The organism is Bradyrhizobium sp. (assembly GCF_004799445.1).
Classification (GTDB): Bacteria; Pseudomonadota; Alphaproteobacteria; order Rhizobiales; family Xanthobacteraceae; genus Bradyrhizobium.
Genome location: NZ_SSNA01000025.1, coordinates 61,393 through 75,842, shown reverse-complemented (window position 1 = coordinate 75,842; position 14,450 = coordinate 61,393). Strand labels below are relative to the sequence as shown.

Annotated in this window: 17 protein-coding genes; 11 read left to right on the top strand and 6 right to left on the bottom strand. The window is 61.1% G+C overall.

All coding sequences use genetic code 11. From position 1 onward, the window contains the following. Nucleotides 1-426: 426 nt before the first annotated feature. Entirely contained in the window at nt 427-678 is a 252-nt protein-coding gene (locus tag E8A46_RS02525; protein WP_291556981.1) for a DUF2249 domain-containing protein, read from the top strand. Between the two features lie 65 nt (nt 679-743). Here the strand turns inward: E8A46_RS02525 and E8A46_RS02520 are convergent, their stop codons facing one another. After that, entirely contained in the window at nt 744-1,166 is a 423-nt protein-coding gene (locus tag E8A46_RS02520) for a DUF6522 family protein (protein WP_291556979.1), read from the bottom strand. Nucleotides 1,167-1,247: 81 nt separating this feature from the next. Between E8A46_RS02520 and E8A46_RS02515 the strand changes: the two genes are divergently transcribed. Further along, on the top strand, nt 1,248-1,769 hold the full coding sequence (locus E8A46_RS02515; protein ID WP_291556976.1) for a hypothetical protein: 522 nt from the start codon (nt 1,248-1,250) through the stop codon (nt 1,767-1,769). Nucleotides 1,770-1,853: 84 nt separating this feature from the next. Here the strand turns inward: E8A46_RS02515 and E8A46_RS02510 are convergent, their stop codons facing one another. From E8A46_RS02510 to E8A46_RS02495, 4 genes are all read right to left on the bottom strand, one after another. Beyond that, on the bottom strand, nt 1,854-2,279 hold the full coding sequence (locus tag E8A46_RS02510) for a hypothetical protein (protein WP_291556973.1): 426 nt from the start codon (nt 2,277-2,279) through the stop codon (nt 1,854-1,856). Between the two features lie 175 nt (nt 2,280-2,454). Continuing rightward, nucleotides 2,455-2,793, bottom strand: a complete 339-nt coding sequence (fdxA, locus tag E8A46_RS02505) for a ferredoxin FdxA (RefSeq protein ID WP_291556971.1) — start codon at nt 2,791-2,793, stop codon at nt 2,455-2,457. Next, nucleotides 2,790-3,203, bottom strand: coding sequence for a group III truncated hemoglobin (locus E8A46_RS02500; protein WP_291556969.1), 414 nt, complete (start codon nt 3,201-3,203; stop codon nt 2,790-2,792). The genes fdxA and E8A46_RS02500 overlap by 4 nt, the downstream gene beginning before the upstream one ends. Continuing rightward, nucleotides 3,200-3,370: a hypothetical protein gene (locus E8A46_RS02495; protein ID WP_291556966.1), complete on the bottom strand. Its 171-nt coding sequence runs from the start codon at nt 3,368-3,370 to the stop codon at nt 3,200-3,202. Before E8A46_RS02495 ends, E8A46_RS02500 begins: the two co-directional genes overlap by 4 nt. Nucleotides 3,371-3,466: 96 nt before the next feature. Between E8A46_RS02495 and E8A46_RS02490 the strand changes: the two genes are divergently transcribed. Further along, nucleotides 3,467-3,919: an Rrf2 family transcriptional regulator gene (locus tag E8A46_RS02490; RefSeq protein ID WP_291556963.1), complete on the top strand. Its 453-nt coding sequence runs from the start codon at nt 3,467-3,469 to the stop codon at nt 3,917-3,919. Between the two features lie 92 nt (nt 3,920-4,011). Here E8A46_RS02490 and E8A46_RS02485 read toward each other — a convergent pair whose 3' ends face one another. After that, nucleotides 4,012-4,917 (bottom strand): hypothetical protein, encoded by a 906-nt coding sequence (locus E8A46_RS02485; RefSeq protein WP_291556960.1) that lies wholly within the window; start codon nt 4,915-4,917, stop codon nt 4,012-4,014. Nucleotides 4,918-5,097: 180 nt separating this feature from the next. Here E8A46_RS02485 and E8A46_RS02480 point away from each other — a divergent pair, with 180 nt between their 5' ends. The 8 genes from E8A46_RS02480 (at nt 5,098) to E8A46_RS02445 (ending at nt 14,445) form a co-directional block, all read left to right on the top strand. Further along, nucleotides 5,098-7,356 (top strand): NosR/NirI family protein, encoded by a 2,259-nt coding sequence (locus tag E8A46_RS02480; protein ID WP_291556987.1) that lies wholly within the window; start codon nt 5,098-5,100, stop codon nt 7,354-7,356. An 18-nt stretch (nt 7,357-7,374) separates the two neighbouring features. Further along, nucleotides 7,375-9,336: a TAT-dependent nitrous-oxide reductase gene (gene nosZ, locus E8A46_RS02475; RefSeq protein ID WP_291556958.1), complete on the top strand. Its 1,962-nt coding sequence runs from the start codon at nt 7,375-7,377 to the stop codon at nt 9,334-9,336. A gap of 14 nt (nt 9,337-9,350) precedes the next feature. Beyond that, nucleotides 9,351-10,712: a nitrous oxide reductase family maturation protein NosD gene (locus E8A46_RS02470; protein ID WP_291556955.1), complete on the top strand. Its 1,362-nt coding sequence runs from the start codon at nt 9,351-9,353 to the stop codon at nt 10,710-10,712. Next, nucleotides 10,709-11,611 carry an ABC transporter ATP-binding protein gene (locus E8A46_RS02465; protein WP_291556952.1) on the top strand — a complete coding sequence of 301 codons (903 nt, stop codon included), beginning with the start codon at nt 10,709-10,711 and terminating at the stop codon, nt 11,609-11,611. Before E8A46_RS02470 ends, E8A46_RS02465 begins: the two co-directional genes overlap by 4 nt. Further along, complete coding sequence (locus E8A46_RS02460; protein ID WP_291556949.1) at nt 11,608-12,435, top strand: ABC transporter permease subunit; 828 nt, start codon at nt 11,608-11,610, stop codon at nt 12,433-12,435. The genes E8A46_RS02465 and E8A46_RS02460 overlap by 4 nt, the downstream gene beginning before the upstream one ends. Beyond that, nucleotides 12,432-12,971: a nitrous oxide reductase accessory protein NosL gene (locus E8A46_RS02455; RefSeq protein WP_291556946.1), complete on the top strand. Its 540-nt coding sequence runs from the start codon at nt 12,432-12,434 to the stop codon at nt 12,969-12,971. Before E8A46_RS02460 ends, E8A46_RS02455 begins: the two co-directional genes overlap by 4 nt. 13 nt (nt 12,972-12,984) lie before the next feature. Continuing rightward, nucleotides 12,985-13,983 (top strand): FAD:protein FMN transferase, encoded by a 999-nt coding sequence (locus E8A46_RS02450; protein ID WP_291556944.1) that lies wholly within the window; start codon nt 12,985-12,987, stop codon nt 13,981-13,983. Nucleotides 13,984-14,061: 78 nt separating this feature from the next. Continuing rightward, on the top strand, nt 14,062-14,445 hold the full coding sequence (locus tag E8A46_RS02445; RefSeq protein ID WP_291556941.1) for a cytochrome c family protein: 384 nt from the start codon (nt 14,062-14,064) through the stop codon (nt 14,443-14,445). Nucleotides 14,446-14,450: the final 5 nt, after the last annotated feature.

Sequence of the window (14,450 nt, the reverse complement as noted above, 5' to 3'; positions counted from 1 at the left end):
AAGCCTGTTTTGGCCTGAAATTTTCAGAAAATTCCCTGTTATTCCCCCGTCTCCAGGGAAGTGGGCTTGGAGACCGGTTCGTATCTGACTGCGCACACCACCATCCCTTCCTGCCAATCCCAGCTTCCCAGACCCAAGTGGCGGTTGCTGCGGGGATGGCCGGCGTCTTGTTTGGCTGGCGGCTCACGGCGTGGCCGGTAAAGCGGCAATATTGCGCAGACCAGCCAGCCGGCACGGATTGAGCGGCAAGTTACTGGGCGAGCGCGATGCTGCTTTGGTCGTGAGCGCTGCCCGCAATCGCCCAGATAGATATTTGACAATAGCTCGGCACCCTTCGCGGCAGCGCGGGCAAGCGTAAAGTTCGTCCTTGCTCTCGTCGTCATCCATGATAAGATGTATATATAATACATCTTATAGGAGAGCTCGATGCAGGAGACTTCGGAAGGCCTTGAGAGAGTGATCAATGTCAGGGATATCGATCCCAGGCATCGCCACGGCATCATCAGCCAGTTGTTCGATCACCTTGATCCGGAAAGCAGCCTGCAATTGGTGGTGGACCACGATCCGCGGCCGTTGCGTTACCAACTCGAGGCCAGGCATGGCTCGCGTTGCGACTGGTCCTACCTCGAGCAAGGTCCCGACGTCTGGCGCGTGCGCTTGAGGCATCTGCGAGACTGAAGGCGGCGAGAAATCTGCCCGCATGGATGGCGCTGAACGCGACGCGGTCTGAGCTGCCTGTCTTGTCAGGGCTGCTCGGGAGCCGCACGCTTCGCACGGTTAGCCCCTGGGCCGTGCAGAGCTCTCGGCAAAGGCCTGTCGCCAAAGTCGATGATCGAACGCCTCAGGACATGGCCCGATCCATCGACGCTCAATCGCGCGCGGCGGTTTCGATAGAAGAAGCTCAAGCGAAATTCGCCTTCATCGGCATCGATACCACGTTCGCAGACGCTGGTGATCGCATGCTCGCGCATCAGCGCGGGCACGTCGCTTGGAAGCACCTCCAGGAGCTCGCCCAGAACGGTGGCATCGACCGAGATTGTCTTGTCGTCGATTTCGACTTGCATGATCATGCGCTCCCGAAAGATCGGCAATGAAGATGTATTCACAATATATATTATAAATCGTTGCTCTGCGGACGGCAATGCCTTGCGACCAGCATTCGTCATTCGCCAAGCGCAAAACTTTCCGCTTGCACGAATCCTCGCATCTTATAAGATGTATTCGATATGCATCTTATAGGTGCTGCGATGCTCCAGGAAATCGAAACAGAGCGACAAATCGACGCCGATCCGATCATGGTCCCGGAATACAGAGGAAATGTATCCGAGCTCGCCATAGTGACGTCCCACGATGACCGGGAGATCGCCGTCGGCGATCTCGCTTTCCTCGTCGTCGCCGCTTTTCGGCGCCACCCGCATATTAACAACGTCCTGACGCATATCTCGGGCGCGAACTGGCAGCGGGTGGAGCAAGCTCAGCGCGCGATTCTCAATCCCTTGACCGCCAGTCGCGACCTGACGCCGCTGGCACGCAATATCCTCGATCTGATGTGCGCCGATCGCGGCGTCACGGGCCGAATTCTGAAACCCTATTTTCGCGGTCTGCTCGCCCGGATCCTGAGCCCTCACCTGGCCGCGCTTCTGATCGACCGTATCAGCCTTCTTTTTCTGGAATTGGAGCTCGAAAGCCGGCTGGCGGAGGGAATGGCTTGCCGGCGTGACACTCCAGCGAAAGCTTGGTCAGAAGCGTCAGCAAATCCGCGCGGATGATCCGCACCAGGGACATCGAGGCTCGGTAGACCGAGCGGAAAAGCGCCGGCGCGCGCAGCAGAATGCTATTGAAACACCGGATTTTCAGGCGTCGCCGTGTGCCGTCGCCGCGAAGCAGCCCAGAGCGCGACAGGCAGACAGGGCAATCGCGATCCATACCATGCTGCGCAGCGTCATGGCCCCGACTGTCCTCGCCTCGAAGGCGCCTCCCAAAGCAACATGAACGCCGAAAGCGATAAACACCGCGAGGGTCGTGACGGCGATGCCGGTTGACAGATGTGCGGCCCAGCGTTTCCACAGGAGCAGTCCAAGGCCAGCCATCAAATATCCAAATGCTGCAATGAAGTTAAACCAGAGAACAAACGGAACGATGTTCCCTGCGGCTGCTCTGATTTCCGGTCGACCGAACAACATTCTTCCGCCCTCAAAGACGGTTATGATGCCGAACGCGACCGCGAAAATTCCTACCGCGATGGCCCACCTTGGGCGGCCGGATACCCTGTCTGTCATTGTAGAGCTCCGTGCCGATCGAGTGTTTGCGGATCTTTCCTTGCAGCAGACTGCGTCATCAGGATGATTTCCAGAGATCATCTCATGGCGCGCTGCCGCGCCACGATGCTGTCCGTGCCGCTTGCCCCGCAACCCGCTGCTGATCGTGGCCTGTTTCGAGGGCGACCCCGGTTGATCAGTCGCCTTGACCGGGATTGGATGAAAAATACTGTTTCAGCTTATTGGCGACGCCGTCGAAGGTTTTTGCGTCGGCAGGTTGTTCGCGCTTGACCGTGATGTTGGGCCAGGCCGACGCATATTCGGCATTGAGCTTGAGCCAGCTTTCGAGGCCAGGCTCGGTGCCCGCAGAGATCGCGTCGGCCGGGCACTCCGGTTCGCACACGCCGCAATCGATGCACTCGTCCGGATGGATCACGAGCATGTTTTCGCCCTCGTAGAAACAATCGACCGGGCAGACTTCGACGCAATCCATGTACTTGCACTTGATGCAATTGTCGGTGACGACGAAGGTCATGATGTCGGCTCCGGCGGCCACGGCCGGTCCGGGCGGTAAAACAAGGCGAGCTTCAAACTTTCGGCGATACGCTCGGCCTTGATGCGAAAGGCTTCGCGGCTCGCGTCGTCGAACAGTTCGGCACAGGTGGCATCAAAAAGCGCCAGCCAGCGTTCGAACAGTTCCGGCTTGACGTTCGGGATCACGAGGTGCTTGGCGACCGGATTGCCCTTGTAGCGCCCGGTGGTGAGCATCACCGACGACCAGAAGGCGTACATCTTGGTCAAATGCGGTTGCCAATCGCCGGGAATGGCGCGTGCGAAAATCGGCGCGAGCTCGGGGTCGACGCGAACCTTGAGGTAAAACGCATCGACCAGTTGGCGAATGCCGTCCTCGGAAACGTGATCGAGCTTCTCAGCCGCGACGATCATACCGCGAGCGCCACCACGATTACGCCGAGCACGGTCCAGATCAGCGAGTTGACCAGCATGCGGACCAGATTCTTATGCTCGCCGAGCCCAAGCGCATCGCAGGCGATATTTCCCGGCAGCAGGAATGGCCATGCCAACACGTTACCAATTGAAGTGGCTTTGCCCATCGGGATCTCCCTTGAAAGACTCTGAACTTATACATCCGCGCTTGTGTAAAAGCAATATTCAATATATATGTTTTGGGGTTGATTGCGGAGCAAGTCATGCGTCTGACCGTCTATACGGACTATTCACTACGTGTGCTGATGTATCTTGCAGTCAAGGAAGGCGGACTGGCGACAATCGACGAGATCGCCAAAAGCTACAGCATTTCCAGGAATCATTTGATGAAGGTGGTGCATCAACTGGGCGTAGCCGGTTACATCGAAACCGTCCGTGGCAGAGGCGGCGGGCTGCGCCTCGCAAGGCCGATCGAAACGATCGGGCTTGGCGAGGTGGTGCGCTACACCGAACCGGATATGGCCATCGCCTCCTGCTTCAAGCCGGTCGATGCTCCCTGCGCCATTCGTCGTTGCTGTGTGCTGAAGCGAGCCTTGGAGAAGGCGCGCGATGCTTTCCTTGACGTCCTTGAGGGCTATACCCTGGGTGACCTGGTCCAGCCGCGCGGGCGGCTACTTGGGATGTTGGGCATTTCGGCCGTGCAGGCTCAACGCTAACGACCGACGTTCGATCGTATGTAGCGAGGAATCTCGCGTAACCCGGCGTGCCGGAACCCAAACCCGGACGCTGGCGCGCCGGGACCGGCGCATCACCGCAATCCAGATTCGGAAGCGAGACGACGCAAGCCCGCGAGTCGCGTGATGGATTGCGCTGCGAGTTTCTGCGCCAATTCCATGCCGCTCTGGTCAGCGGCATGATCGGCTTCATTGAGATAGATGACAGACAACTGCTCTGCGCGGCGCAGGGCACGGCGCTTGACCGGTTCGATTTCCGCGTCTCCCGGCTCGGCGCCATCGCGGTCGTTCGGCGTCGGGAAGGGCGGGGGCAGGGGAGCCCCACCGAGGGTCATGAGTTGTTCGCGCTGGGCGGGGTCCACCCCCTGCGACCAGGTCACCATGTCCTTGAGCAGAAGGCTCTCCAGCAATGCCGCCGACGCAGGCTCGGCGACTCCGTCATGAGTCGTTGTGGCGTCCTCCTTGCCAATCTTCCGCTCAGCCCGCCAGGCCAGCCGCCGCTCGCGGCGCAGCAGATTTCCGTCGTACAGCGCTTCGCCCGCCAGGCGTTCCGCCGTCAGCCGGATCGATGGATCTTCGGCCAGAGCGATGACGTAAGTCCAGAACACGAAGGCACGCTGGCGATGGCGAACCGCCAGCGCCCAAGCCGTGTAAGGCGTCGACAGGCTGGAATCCCTGATGTCGGCGATTTCCACCGCAGGAACGAGATCGATCGGTGTCCAGCGCAGGTCGGACGTGTCGGGACGCTTGCCGCAGGCGGTGAGGCAGGCTGCGGACAGGCTGTCGACGCGTTCGTGTTCGCGGGTCGCAAGTACATCAAAGACGCAACGCACCGGCCGAAAGTTCTCGTCGATTCGTTCCGCGAGGACGCCATAACGTTGGGCCGCTCTTTGCGCCAGATCAAACGCAATAGCATAAAGCTCGCTAAGGCTTCGCACGGGAACTGGCGGCACTGCGGTCAGAAGCTGCTCATGGTGCATTTCGGGTTCCCTCCAACACCAAGTTTGACTTGATCAGAGTGCCGTGAGTTTGATCCAGCGCAATAGCAATCTTGCTTCAGTGGTATAAGTGGGGCTCGCGATCCAGAACAACGGCGTTCTGCTGCTGAAATCTGGAATGTCGCCTTGCGAAAATCCGTCAACATCTATGTCGTTTTTGGAATTCTGGCCGTTTTCGGCTGGATTGCTCTCTTCGGCGAGGCGCGCGCCGCAGGCCGGCTGAACGATTACCTCGGCAAGGCCGACCCGGCCGAACTGGTGGCCGGCGCGAACCGTCTTGGGCCGCTGCAGGGTGATCCCGCGATTGCACCCGCCTACAAGGATGATCAGCTCCTCGGCTACGTCTACCTGAACTCCGACTTTGCCAACGCCACCGGCTATTCCGGAAAGCCGATCCAGATCCTGGTCGGGATCGATTCGAAGGGCGTGATAACCGGCCTCAAGCTCGTCGAGCACAAGGAACCGATTGTACTTGTGGGCATTCCGGTCGCGCGTATTTTGGAAGCGGTCAACAAGCTGATCGGCGCCGACATCGGAAGCGTGGTGCGCGGAGCGGCGCCCGCGCCGCAGGTCGATATCGTCAGTGGCGCGACAGTGACCGTGCTGGTGATAGGCGACAGCATCGTCCGTTCCGCGACCAAGCTCATCAAGAGCGGCCGGCTCGGCAACCAGGGCAGCGCGATCGCCAGCGCGGCTCCGCAGGCCACCAAGGCGATTGATCCCGGCAAGAGCGAGATCCGCGACTGGCCGAGTCTCGTCGGGGACGGTTCCGTCCGCCGGCTGACCCTTACTGTTGCCGATGTGAACAAGGCCTTCGAAAAATCCGGTAATGCCGCCGCTGCCGCGCACCCGGAAGAGGGCGATCCGGACGACACGTTCATCGATCTGTATGTCGCCGATGTCGCGGTCCCGACCATTGGCCGCAGCCTGCTCGGCGATGACGGCTACAATCGGCTGATCGGCAGGCTGAAGCCAGGTCAGCAGGCGCTGATCGTCGCGGGATCGGGCCGGTATTCGTTCAAGGGGGCGGCCTACGTTCGCGGCGGCATCTTCGACCGCATCGAACTGATCCAGGACACCAACAGCGTCCGCTTCCGCGACCGCGACCACACGCGGTTGGGAAACCTTGAAGCCGAAGGCGCGCCTGACTTTCCCGAAATTGCCCTGTTCACGGTGCCGCCGGAATTCGCGCTCAATCCGACCGAGCCATGGACACTGCAACTGCTGGTGCAGCGCGTGGTTGCGACACGGGAAAAGGCGTGGCTCACTTTTACTCTCGGCTACACGCTTCCAGATGCCTATATGAAGATTGCGCCGGCGCCTGCGGTCGAGCCGCAGCCAGCCAAGTCTCCTGCGGCGCCGTCGGCAGCACAGGCGACGCCAAAACACGACGGCGCGGCATACTTCGCCGCCGAAGACGAGCCGCTATGGATGAAAATCTGGCGTGGCAACGTCGTCAAGATCGGCACGACGGTCGTGGCGCTCGGCGCTCTCACCCTGATCTTCTTCTTCCAGAATGTCCTGGTCCGGCGGCCCGTGGTGTACACGTGGGTTCGCCGCGGCTATCTGCTCTACATTCTCGTCTGGCTCGGTTGGTACGCGAATGCCCAGCTTTCGGTGGTCAATGTCCTGACCTTCGCCAATTCCCTGCTGACCGGCTTCAGCTGGGAATATTTCCTGTCAGCCCCGCTGATCTTCCTGCTCTGGGCCGCGATCGCCGCAGGGCTGCTGTTTTGGGGCCGCGGGCCGTTCTGCGGCTGGCTATGTCCGTTCGGCGCGCTGCAGGAACTGCTTAGCAACATCGCCAAGGCGGTGAAGATCCCGCAATACAGAGTGCCGTGGGGTCTGCATGAACGGCTGTGGCCGATCAAGTACATCATCTTCCTCGGCCTGTTCGGCATGTCGCTTTACTCGACCGCGTTTGCCGAGCAACTGGCCGAGGTTGAACCGTTCAAGACCGCGATCGTCCTGAAGTTCGCGCGCGAATGGCCGTACGTGGTTTACGCGCTGACGATGCTGTCCGCAGGATTGTTCGTCGAGCGGTTCTATTGCCGCTACGTGTGTCCGCTCGGCGCCGCGCTCGCGATTCCGGGCCGGATCCGGATGTTCGAATGGTTGCGGCGCTGGCCGGAATGCGGTTCCCCCTGTCAACGCTGCGCCAATGAATGTCCGGTGCAGGCGATTCATCCGGAAGGTCACATCAACGTCAATGAGTGCATCTACTGCATGCATTGCCAGGAGCTCTATTTCGACGACCATCGCTGCCCGCACATGATCCAGGTGCGATTGAAGCGCGAGAAGCGCGATGCGCTGTCATCGCCTTCCATGCGCAGCGGCAAGGGTCCGAGCACCGTCATCACCGTCGGAGGCAAGCCAATTGGCCTGCCGCGTGTCGACGCCACCACCCCACCTGCAACCTGAAAGCCTAGGAGGCTTATTATGAGCGACAACGAAAACGGAAAAGGAAAAGGCGTCAGTCGGCGTACCCTACTCGGAACGACAGCGGCGGCCGCAGGGGTAGGTCTTGCTGGCGGCGCGGCGCTGACGACGGACGGCAATAGTCTCATCGCGGCAGCCGACGCGCAGACCAAGACCGCCGCGCCGAAAGCGCCTGCTGCTCGACCCGCGGTTCTGCAGAAGACGGAAGTGGCCCCCGGCGAACTCGACGAATACTACACGTTCTTCTCCAGCGGCCAGTCCGGTGAAATGCGCATCGTCGGCCTCCCGTCGATGCGCGAACTGATGCGCGTCCCGGTGTTCAACCGCTGCAGCGCTACCGGCTGGGGACTGACCAACGAAAGCCTGAAGGTGCTGACCGAGGGGCTACTCCCGGAAACCCGCGAATTCCTGAAGACCCGCGGCGGCACCTACATGAACGGTGACCTGCACCATCCGCATATCTCCTTCACCGACGGCACCTATGACGGCCGCTACGCCTTCATGAACGACAAAGCCAACACCCGCGTCGCGCGGGTGCGGCTCGACGTCATGAAGTGCGACAAGATCATCGAGCTGCCGAACCAGCACACCGTACACGGTCTGCGCGTGCAGAAATACCCGCGCACCGGCTACGTGTTCGCCAATGGCGAGGACGGCGTGCCACTGCCGAACGACGGTAAGATTCTCGACAAGCCGAAAGACTATCACGCGATCTTCAGCGCGATCGATGGCGATACCATGAAGGTCGCCTGGCAGGTGATCGTCGACGGCAATCTCGACAATGTCGACGCCGACTATCAGGGTAAATATGCCTTCTCCACCTGTTACAATTCCGAGGAGGGCGTCACCCTGGCCGAGATGACTGCCAAGGAGCAGGATTGGGTCGTCATCTTCAACCTCAAGCGGATCGAAGAGGCGGTGAAGAAGGGCGACTTTAAGGAAATGAAGGGTGTGCCGGTGATCGACGGCCGCAAGGGCTCACCATATACACGCTATGTCCCGGTCTCCAACAACCCGCACGGCATGAACACCGCGCCGGACGGTATCCACATCGTGGCGGCCGGAAAGCTGTCGCCGACCGTCACCGTGATGGACGTGCGCCTGTTCGATCAGTTGTTCGACGACAAGATCAAGCCGCGCGACGTCGTGGTGGCCGAACCTGAACTTGGTCTTGGACCCTTGCATACGGCCTATGACGGCAAGGGCAACGCCTACACCACGCTGTTCCTCGACAGCCAGGTTTGCAAATGGAATATCGATCTGGCGAAGCGCGCGTTCAAGGGCGAGAAGGTCGATCCGATCATCCAGAAGCTCGACGTCCATTATCAGCCCGGCCACAACCACTCCTCGATGGGACAGACCAAGGAGGCCGACGGAAAATGGCTGATCTCGTTGAACAAATTCTCGAAGGATCGATTCCTCAACGTCGGCCCTTTGAAGCCCGAGAACGATCAGCTGATCGATATCTCCGGTGACAAGATGGTCCTTATTCATGACGGCCCGAGCTTTGCCGAGCCTCATGACGCCACCATCGTCCACCGCTCCAAGATCAACCCGATCTCGATCTGGGATCGTGCCGATCCGATGTTTGCGGACGCGGTCAAGCAGGCCAAGGCCGACGGCATCAATCTGGAGGCAGACTCCAAGGTGATTCGGGACGGCAACAAGGTGCGCGTCTACATGACGTCGACCGCGCCCGCCTTCGGTCTCGAGCAATTCCAGGTCAAGCAGGGCGACCAGGTCACGGTCTATGTCACCAACATCGACGCGGTGGAAGACCTGACCCACGGCTTCTCGATCGTGAACTACGGCATCCAGATGGAAGTCGCGCCAATGGCAACGGCATCAGTGTCATTCTCAGCCGACAGGGCCGGCGTCTACTGGTACTACTGCTCGTGGTTCTGTCACGCCATGCACATGGAAATGAAGGGCCGCATGTTCGTCGAGCCCAAGGTTGCTTGAGACGGGAACGACACGTGTCTTATCTCTTACGCATTGTTCCGGCGGCGATCTTCGCCGCCGGAGTTGCGGGCTCCGCCAGTGCGGAGACGCTGAAGGTTGCTCCGGAACAGCCGCTGCAGGCGGTGCTGGACCGGGCGCAGAATGGCGACGTCATCGAGCTTGCCCCGGGCGAATACAAGGGCGCGATCAGGATTGATCATCGTGTCGTGCTGGCCGGACGGCCCGGTGCCGTGCTCGCCGGGGCAGGTGCCGGCAATGTTGTCACGGTGAATTCTCCCGATGTCACGATCCGTGGCGTGACCATCCGGGGATCGGGCCACGATCTGGAAGCGATGGATTCGGGGATTTTTCTCGAGAAGACCGCGGAACGCGCGGTGGTCGAAAACAACCGCCTCGAAGGAAACCTGTTCGGAATCTATGTCCACGGCGCGGCGGGTTCGCGGGTTGAGCGCAACATCGTCGAAGGCGTGCGCGGCGGGCGCCTCAACGAAGCCGGCAACGGCGTGTCGCTGTGGAATGCCCCCGACGTCACCATTGCCGGGAATACGTTCCGCTACGGCCGCGACGGCATCTTCACGATTTCCAGCCGCAAGGATCGTTTCATCAACAATCGCTTCGAGCAGGTACGTTTTGCCGTGCATTACATGTACACTAACGATAGTGAGGTGAGCGGCAACATCTCCATCGGCAATCATGTCGGTTATGCGATCATGTATTCGAACCGGCTCGTGATCCGCGGCAATATCTCGGATCGCGATCGCGATTACGGCCTGCTGTTCAACTATGCCAACTATTCCGAACTCGAAGGCAATAGAGTCACTGGCGGCCCGCTCGACAATATTGCAACCAGCCGGGACGAAGGTCCGGACGATGAGCGAGGGATGGTGCCGGAGGCAACGCCCGCGCAGAGTCTCCGCTCCGGACCGGAAAAATGCGTCTTCATCTACAATACCAACCACAACCGGATTCGGAACAACTGGTTCGAAGGCTGCGGGATCGGGGTCCATTTCACCGCCGGTTCCGAGGGCAACGAGATCACCGGCAACGCCTTTGTCGGCAACCGCAATCAGGTGAAATATGTCGGGACCCGCGACCTCGACTGGTCGAAGAACGGTCGCGGCAACTACTGGAGCGACAATCCGGCATTCGATCTCAATGGCGACGGCATCGCCGACACCGCCTACCGCCCCAACGATCTGGTCGATCGGGTCTTGTGGACCGCGCCAGCGGCGAAAGTCCTGATCAATAGTCCCGCGGTGCAGGTACTGCGCTGGGCCCAGGCCCAGTTTCCGGCGCTTTACCCGGGTGGCGTCGTCGATACCCATCCGTTGATCGCGCCGCCGCCGAAGCCCTCGTCGAGCCGGAGCCTGAAATGACCGCCACCGTCTCCGTGAACGGCGTGGAGAAAAGCTACGGCTCGGTGCGGGCGTTGCGAAACGTCTCGTTCGATCTCGGTCCGGGACGGCTTAGCGCCCTGGTCGGCCATAACGGCGCCGGCAAGACCACGTTGATCAAATTGATGCTGGGATTGATCCGCGCCGATCGCGGCGCGATCCGTGTGCTGAACGAGGACCCGGCGGCCGGCGAATTCTCGGCGCGCCGGCAGCTTGGATATCTGCCGGAAAACGTCGCCTTCAACGCCGCGCTCACGGGGCGCGAAACGCTGGCCTTCTACGCGCGGCTGAAGCAGATCAAGCCGGCGTCGGCGTGGGCGCTGCTCGATCGCGTCGGCCTGATGGATGCCGCCGATCGCAGGGTCGGAACCTATTCCAAAGGCATGCGGCAACGTTTGGGTCTGGCCCAGGCGCTGCTGGGACGCCCGCGGGTGCTGTTGCTTGACGAGCCGACCACGGGGTTAGACCCGGCGCTGCGCCAGACCTTCTATGAAATTCTGAACGATCTGCGGGACGACGGCGCCACCGTCCTGATCTCGTCGCATGCGCTCAATGAATTGGAGGATCGCGCCGAACACGTCCTGATCATGAACCGTGGCGTGCTGGTGGCGCAGGGGACCTTGGCGGAATTGCGCTCGATCTCGCAACTGCCGACCCGGGTGTCGATCGATCTGGTGCCCGGTGCGGGTGGGGTGCCCGCATGGATGAACGGCGAGACGCTCGCAACGGCGCATGGTCGTATCGTGCTGGTGCCCGATGAGGCCCGCAAGATGGATTTATTGCGGGTCGCGGCCAGCGATCCGCGCGTCAAGAACATCGAAATCGCCGCACCCACCCTCGACGATCTCTATGCTCATTTTCTTCAGGAGAATGCCGCGTGAGAACCATCGTCATCATCGCGGCGAAGGAAATCCAGGAAGGGTTGCGAAACCGCTGGGTTCTGGCAACCACATTGCTGCTGGCCGCGCTCGCGCTGTCGCTGACATTTCTGGGCAGCGCGCCAACCGGCAATGTCGGCACCGGCGCGCTTGATGTGGTTGTCGTCAGCCTGTCCAGCCTCACGATCTTTCTGCTGCCGCTGATCGCGCTGTTGATTTCCCACGACGCCGTGGTCGGCGAGATGGAGCGTGGCACGATGATCCTGCTGCTCAGCTATCCGGTCGGCCGCCACCAGGTCATCCTCGGAAAATTCTGCGGACATGTGCTGATCCTCGCCTTCGCCACCGTGATCGGCTATGGCGCGGCGGCAGCGGCGCTCGCCGTCACCGGGACCTCGGCGCTGGCGGCAAGCTGGTACGCGTTTGCCTCCATGGTAGGAACGTCGATCCTGCTCGGCGCGGTGTTCGTGGCGATCGGGTATCTGATCTCCAGCCTGGTCCGCGACCGCGGCACCGCGGCAGGCCTGTCGGTGGGCATTTGGCTGTTGATGGTGCTGGTATTTGACATGGCATTGCTCGGCATCCTGGTGATCGATCAGGGACGGTTGATCTCGGCGCACGTGCTCGAGGTGCTGCTGTTTCTCAATCCGACCGATCTTTACCGGCTGACCAATCTGACCGGGTTCAACGTCAGCCAGTTTTCCGGCATGGCCGGACTGGCCGGCACGGCTAGTGCGAGCAGCGGTCTGCTCTTGGCGGGTTTGCTGGTGTGGATCGTCGCCCCGCTTGGGCTTGCGACGGTGTTTTTTGCGCGGAGGGAATTATGACGTTGCGGATCGTTTGCGTCTTGGTGGCCGCTATCCTTCTCCCCGGGTGCAACCAGGATGCCAATTCGGTGGTTCCGCCGCCGGTCGCGCTCAACAGCGAGGCGATGGGCGTGTTCTGCGGCATGAACCTGCTCGAACATCCCGGACCGAAAGGTCAGATCATCACCGGGAGCAGGATCGATCCGTTCTGGTTCACGTCGGTGCGTGACACCGTGGCGTTCACGCTGATGCCGGATCAGCCGCGCGACATCCGGGCGATCTACGTCTCGGACATGGCGCGGGCATCGAGCTGGGAGGATCCTGGCGCGACAAATTGGATCGACGCGCGCAACGCATTCTTCGTGATCGAAAGTCGCAAGCAGGGCGGCATGGGCGCGGCCGAAGCGGTGCCGTTCGGCGATCGCGCCGCCGCCGACGCTTTTGTCGCAGCCAATGGCGGCAAGGTTGTCACCTTCGCGGAAATTCCAAGCGCCTATGTGCTGGGCAGCGACGCTGCCGAGGACCAGACCGAACACTCCGACGTGCGTCTCAACTGACGGGGAGCGACCGATGCCAGACCGAAATCTCACGCGCCGACGCATGATTAGCATTGTTGCGACGGCAGCCGGGGCAGCCTTTCTGACCGGTAGTCGAATTGCGCGGGCGGCCGATGCCGTGCGATGGCAGGGATCGGCACTCGGCGCGCAGGTCTCGATCGAGATCTATCACCCGGACCGCGCCGAGGCGGAACGGCTCGTTGAGCAGTGTGTCCGGGACGTGCGGCGACTTGAACAGCAATTCAGCCTGTACCGGGCCGACTCCGCGATCTGCAACCTCAACCGCAGCGGTATTCTGGTTCCTCCTGACGCCGACATGGTCGCGCTGCTGAACGCCTCGCTGTATTTCGGCGATCTGACCGACGGCGCCTTCGACCCGACGGTGCAGCCGCTGTGGCAGCTTTACGCGGAGCATTTTTCTTCAGAGAACCCCGATCCGGAAGGGCCGTCGCCGCGGAGGCTGGCCGAAGCGCTGGCGAAGGTGGGACACCGCGGCCTGCTTGTGAGCGCCGACCGAATAGCGCTGGTCAGACCCGGTGCCGCCATCACGCTGAACGGCATCGCCCAGGGTTACGCCACCGACCGCGTCGTCGACCGGCTGCGCAAAGCGGGGTTGTCGACGACATTGGTCGATATGGGCGAGATCCGGGCGATCGGAGCACGGCCTGAGGGGACGCCGTGGCGCATCGGCCTCGCCGATCCCGACAAGCCCGGCGCGCTCACCGAAACCGTCGACCTCGTCGATCGCGCGGTCGCGACATCGGCGGGCGCCGGATTCCGGTTCGACTCCAAAGGCCGGTTCACCCATCTGTTCGATCCGGCGACGGGACGCAGCCCGTCGCTGTACCGCACGGTGAGCGTCATTGCGCCAACGGCCACCGAAGCGGATGCGCTTTCGACCGCCTTCAGCCTGATGCCGGTGTCGCGGATCCGGGACATCGTGTCTATCCGACCAAATGTGCAGGCTCGCATGGTCGATTGGGATGGAACTTTGATCGTATGTAATGCTTGAGAGATGCCGATCTGGCGACAGTCTGAACGGTGAAATCAGCCGATCGCTCCCAAGGAGCCACCGAAACAGGAGAATAGGATGCGAAGATTTATCCTTGTTGCATTGCTGACGGTCGCAGGCGCAGGCGGAGCGAGCGCGCAAGACGCCGCCGCCGGAGAGAAAGTCTTCGGGGTGTGCAAGCTGTGCCATCAGATCGGCGATAACGCGAAGAACGGCGTTGGACCGGTTCTGAACGGTGTCATCGGGCGCAAGGCGGGCGGCGTTGCCGGCTATTCGTATTCCGACGCCAACAAGAATTCGGGCATCACCTGGGACGAGGCGACCTTCCGCGAATACATCAAGGACCCGAAAGCGAAGGTTCCAGGCACCAAGATGGCCTATGCCGGCCTCAAGGACGAGCAAAAGATCAACGACCTCGTCGCTTTCCTCAAGCAGTTCGACGCCGACGGGAAGAAGAAGTAGGCGCT

What these genes read in the sequence shown, in the direction of transcription:
- E8A46_RS02445 (WP_291556941.1), top strand. Translation starts at nt 14,062, where the DNA reads ATGCGAAGATTTATCCTTGTTGCATTGCTGACGGTCGCAGGCGCAGGC.
- E8A46_RS02520 (WP_291556979.1), bottom strand. Translation starts at nt 1,166, where the DNA reads ATGACGAATGCTGGTCGCAAGGCATTGCCGTCCGCAGAGCAACGATTT.
- E8A46_RS02450 (WP_291556944.1), top strand. Translation starts at nt 12,985, where the DNA reads ATGCCAGACCGAAATCTCACGCGCCGACGCATGATTAGCATTGTTGCG.
- E8A46_RS02510 (WP_291556973.1), bottom strand. Translation starts at nt 2,279, where the DNA reads ATGACAGACAGGGTATCCGGCCGCCCAAGGTGGGCCATCGCGGTAGGA.
- E8A46_RS02490 (WP_291556963.1), top strand. Translation starts at nt 3,467, where the DNA reads ATGCGTCTGACCGTCTATACGGACTATTCACTACGTGTGCTGATGTAT.
- E8A46_RS02525 (WP_291556981.1), top strand. Translation starts at nt 427, where the DNA reads ATGCAGGAGACTTCGGAAGGCCTTGAGAGAGTGATCAATGTCAGGGAT.
- E8A46_RS02455 (WP_291556946.1), top strand. Translation starts at nt 12,432, where the DNA reads ATGACGTTGCGGATCGTTTGCGTCTTGGTGGCCGCTATCCTTCTCCCC.
- E8A46_RS02465 (WP_291556952.1), top strand. Translation starts at nt 10,709, where the DNA reads ATGACCGCCACCGTCTCCGTGAACGGCGTGGAGAAAAGCTACGGCTCG.
- E8A46_RS02515 (WP_291556976.1), top strand. Translation starts at nt 1,248, where the DNA reads ATGCTCCAGGAAATCGAAACAGAGCGACAAATCGACGCCGATCCGATC.
- E8A46_RS02485 (WP_291556960.1), bottom strand. Translation starts at nt 4,917, where the DNA reads ATGCACCATGAGCAGCTTCTGACCGCAGTGCCGCCAGTTCCCGTGCGA.
- E8A46_RS02500 (WP_291556969.1), bottom strand. Translation starts at nt 3,203, where the DNA reads ATGATCGTCGCGGCTGAGAAGCTCGATCACGTTTCCGAGGACGGCATT.
- fdxA (WP_291556971.1), bottom strand. Translation starts at nt 2,793, where the DNA reads ATGACCTTCGTCGTCACCGACAATTGCATCAAGTGCAAGTACATGGAT.
- E8A46_RS02495 (WP_291556966.1), bottom strand. Translation starts at nt 3,370, where the DNA reads ATGGGCAAAGCCACTTCAATTGGTAACGTGTTGGCATGGCCATTCCTG.
- nosZ (WP_291556958.1), top strand. Translation starts at nt 7,375, where the DNA reads ATGAGCGACAACGAAAACGGAAAAGGAAAAGGCGTCAGTCGGCGTACC.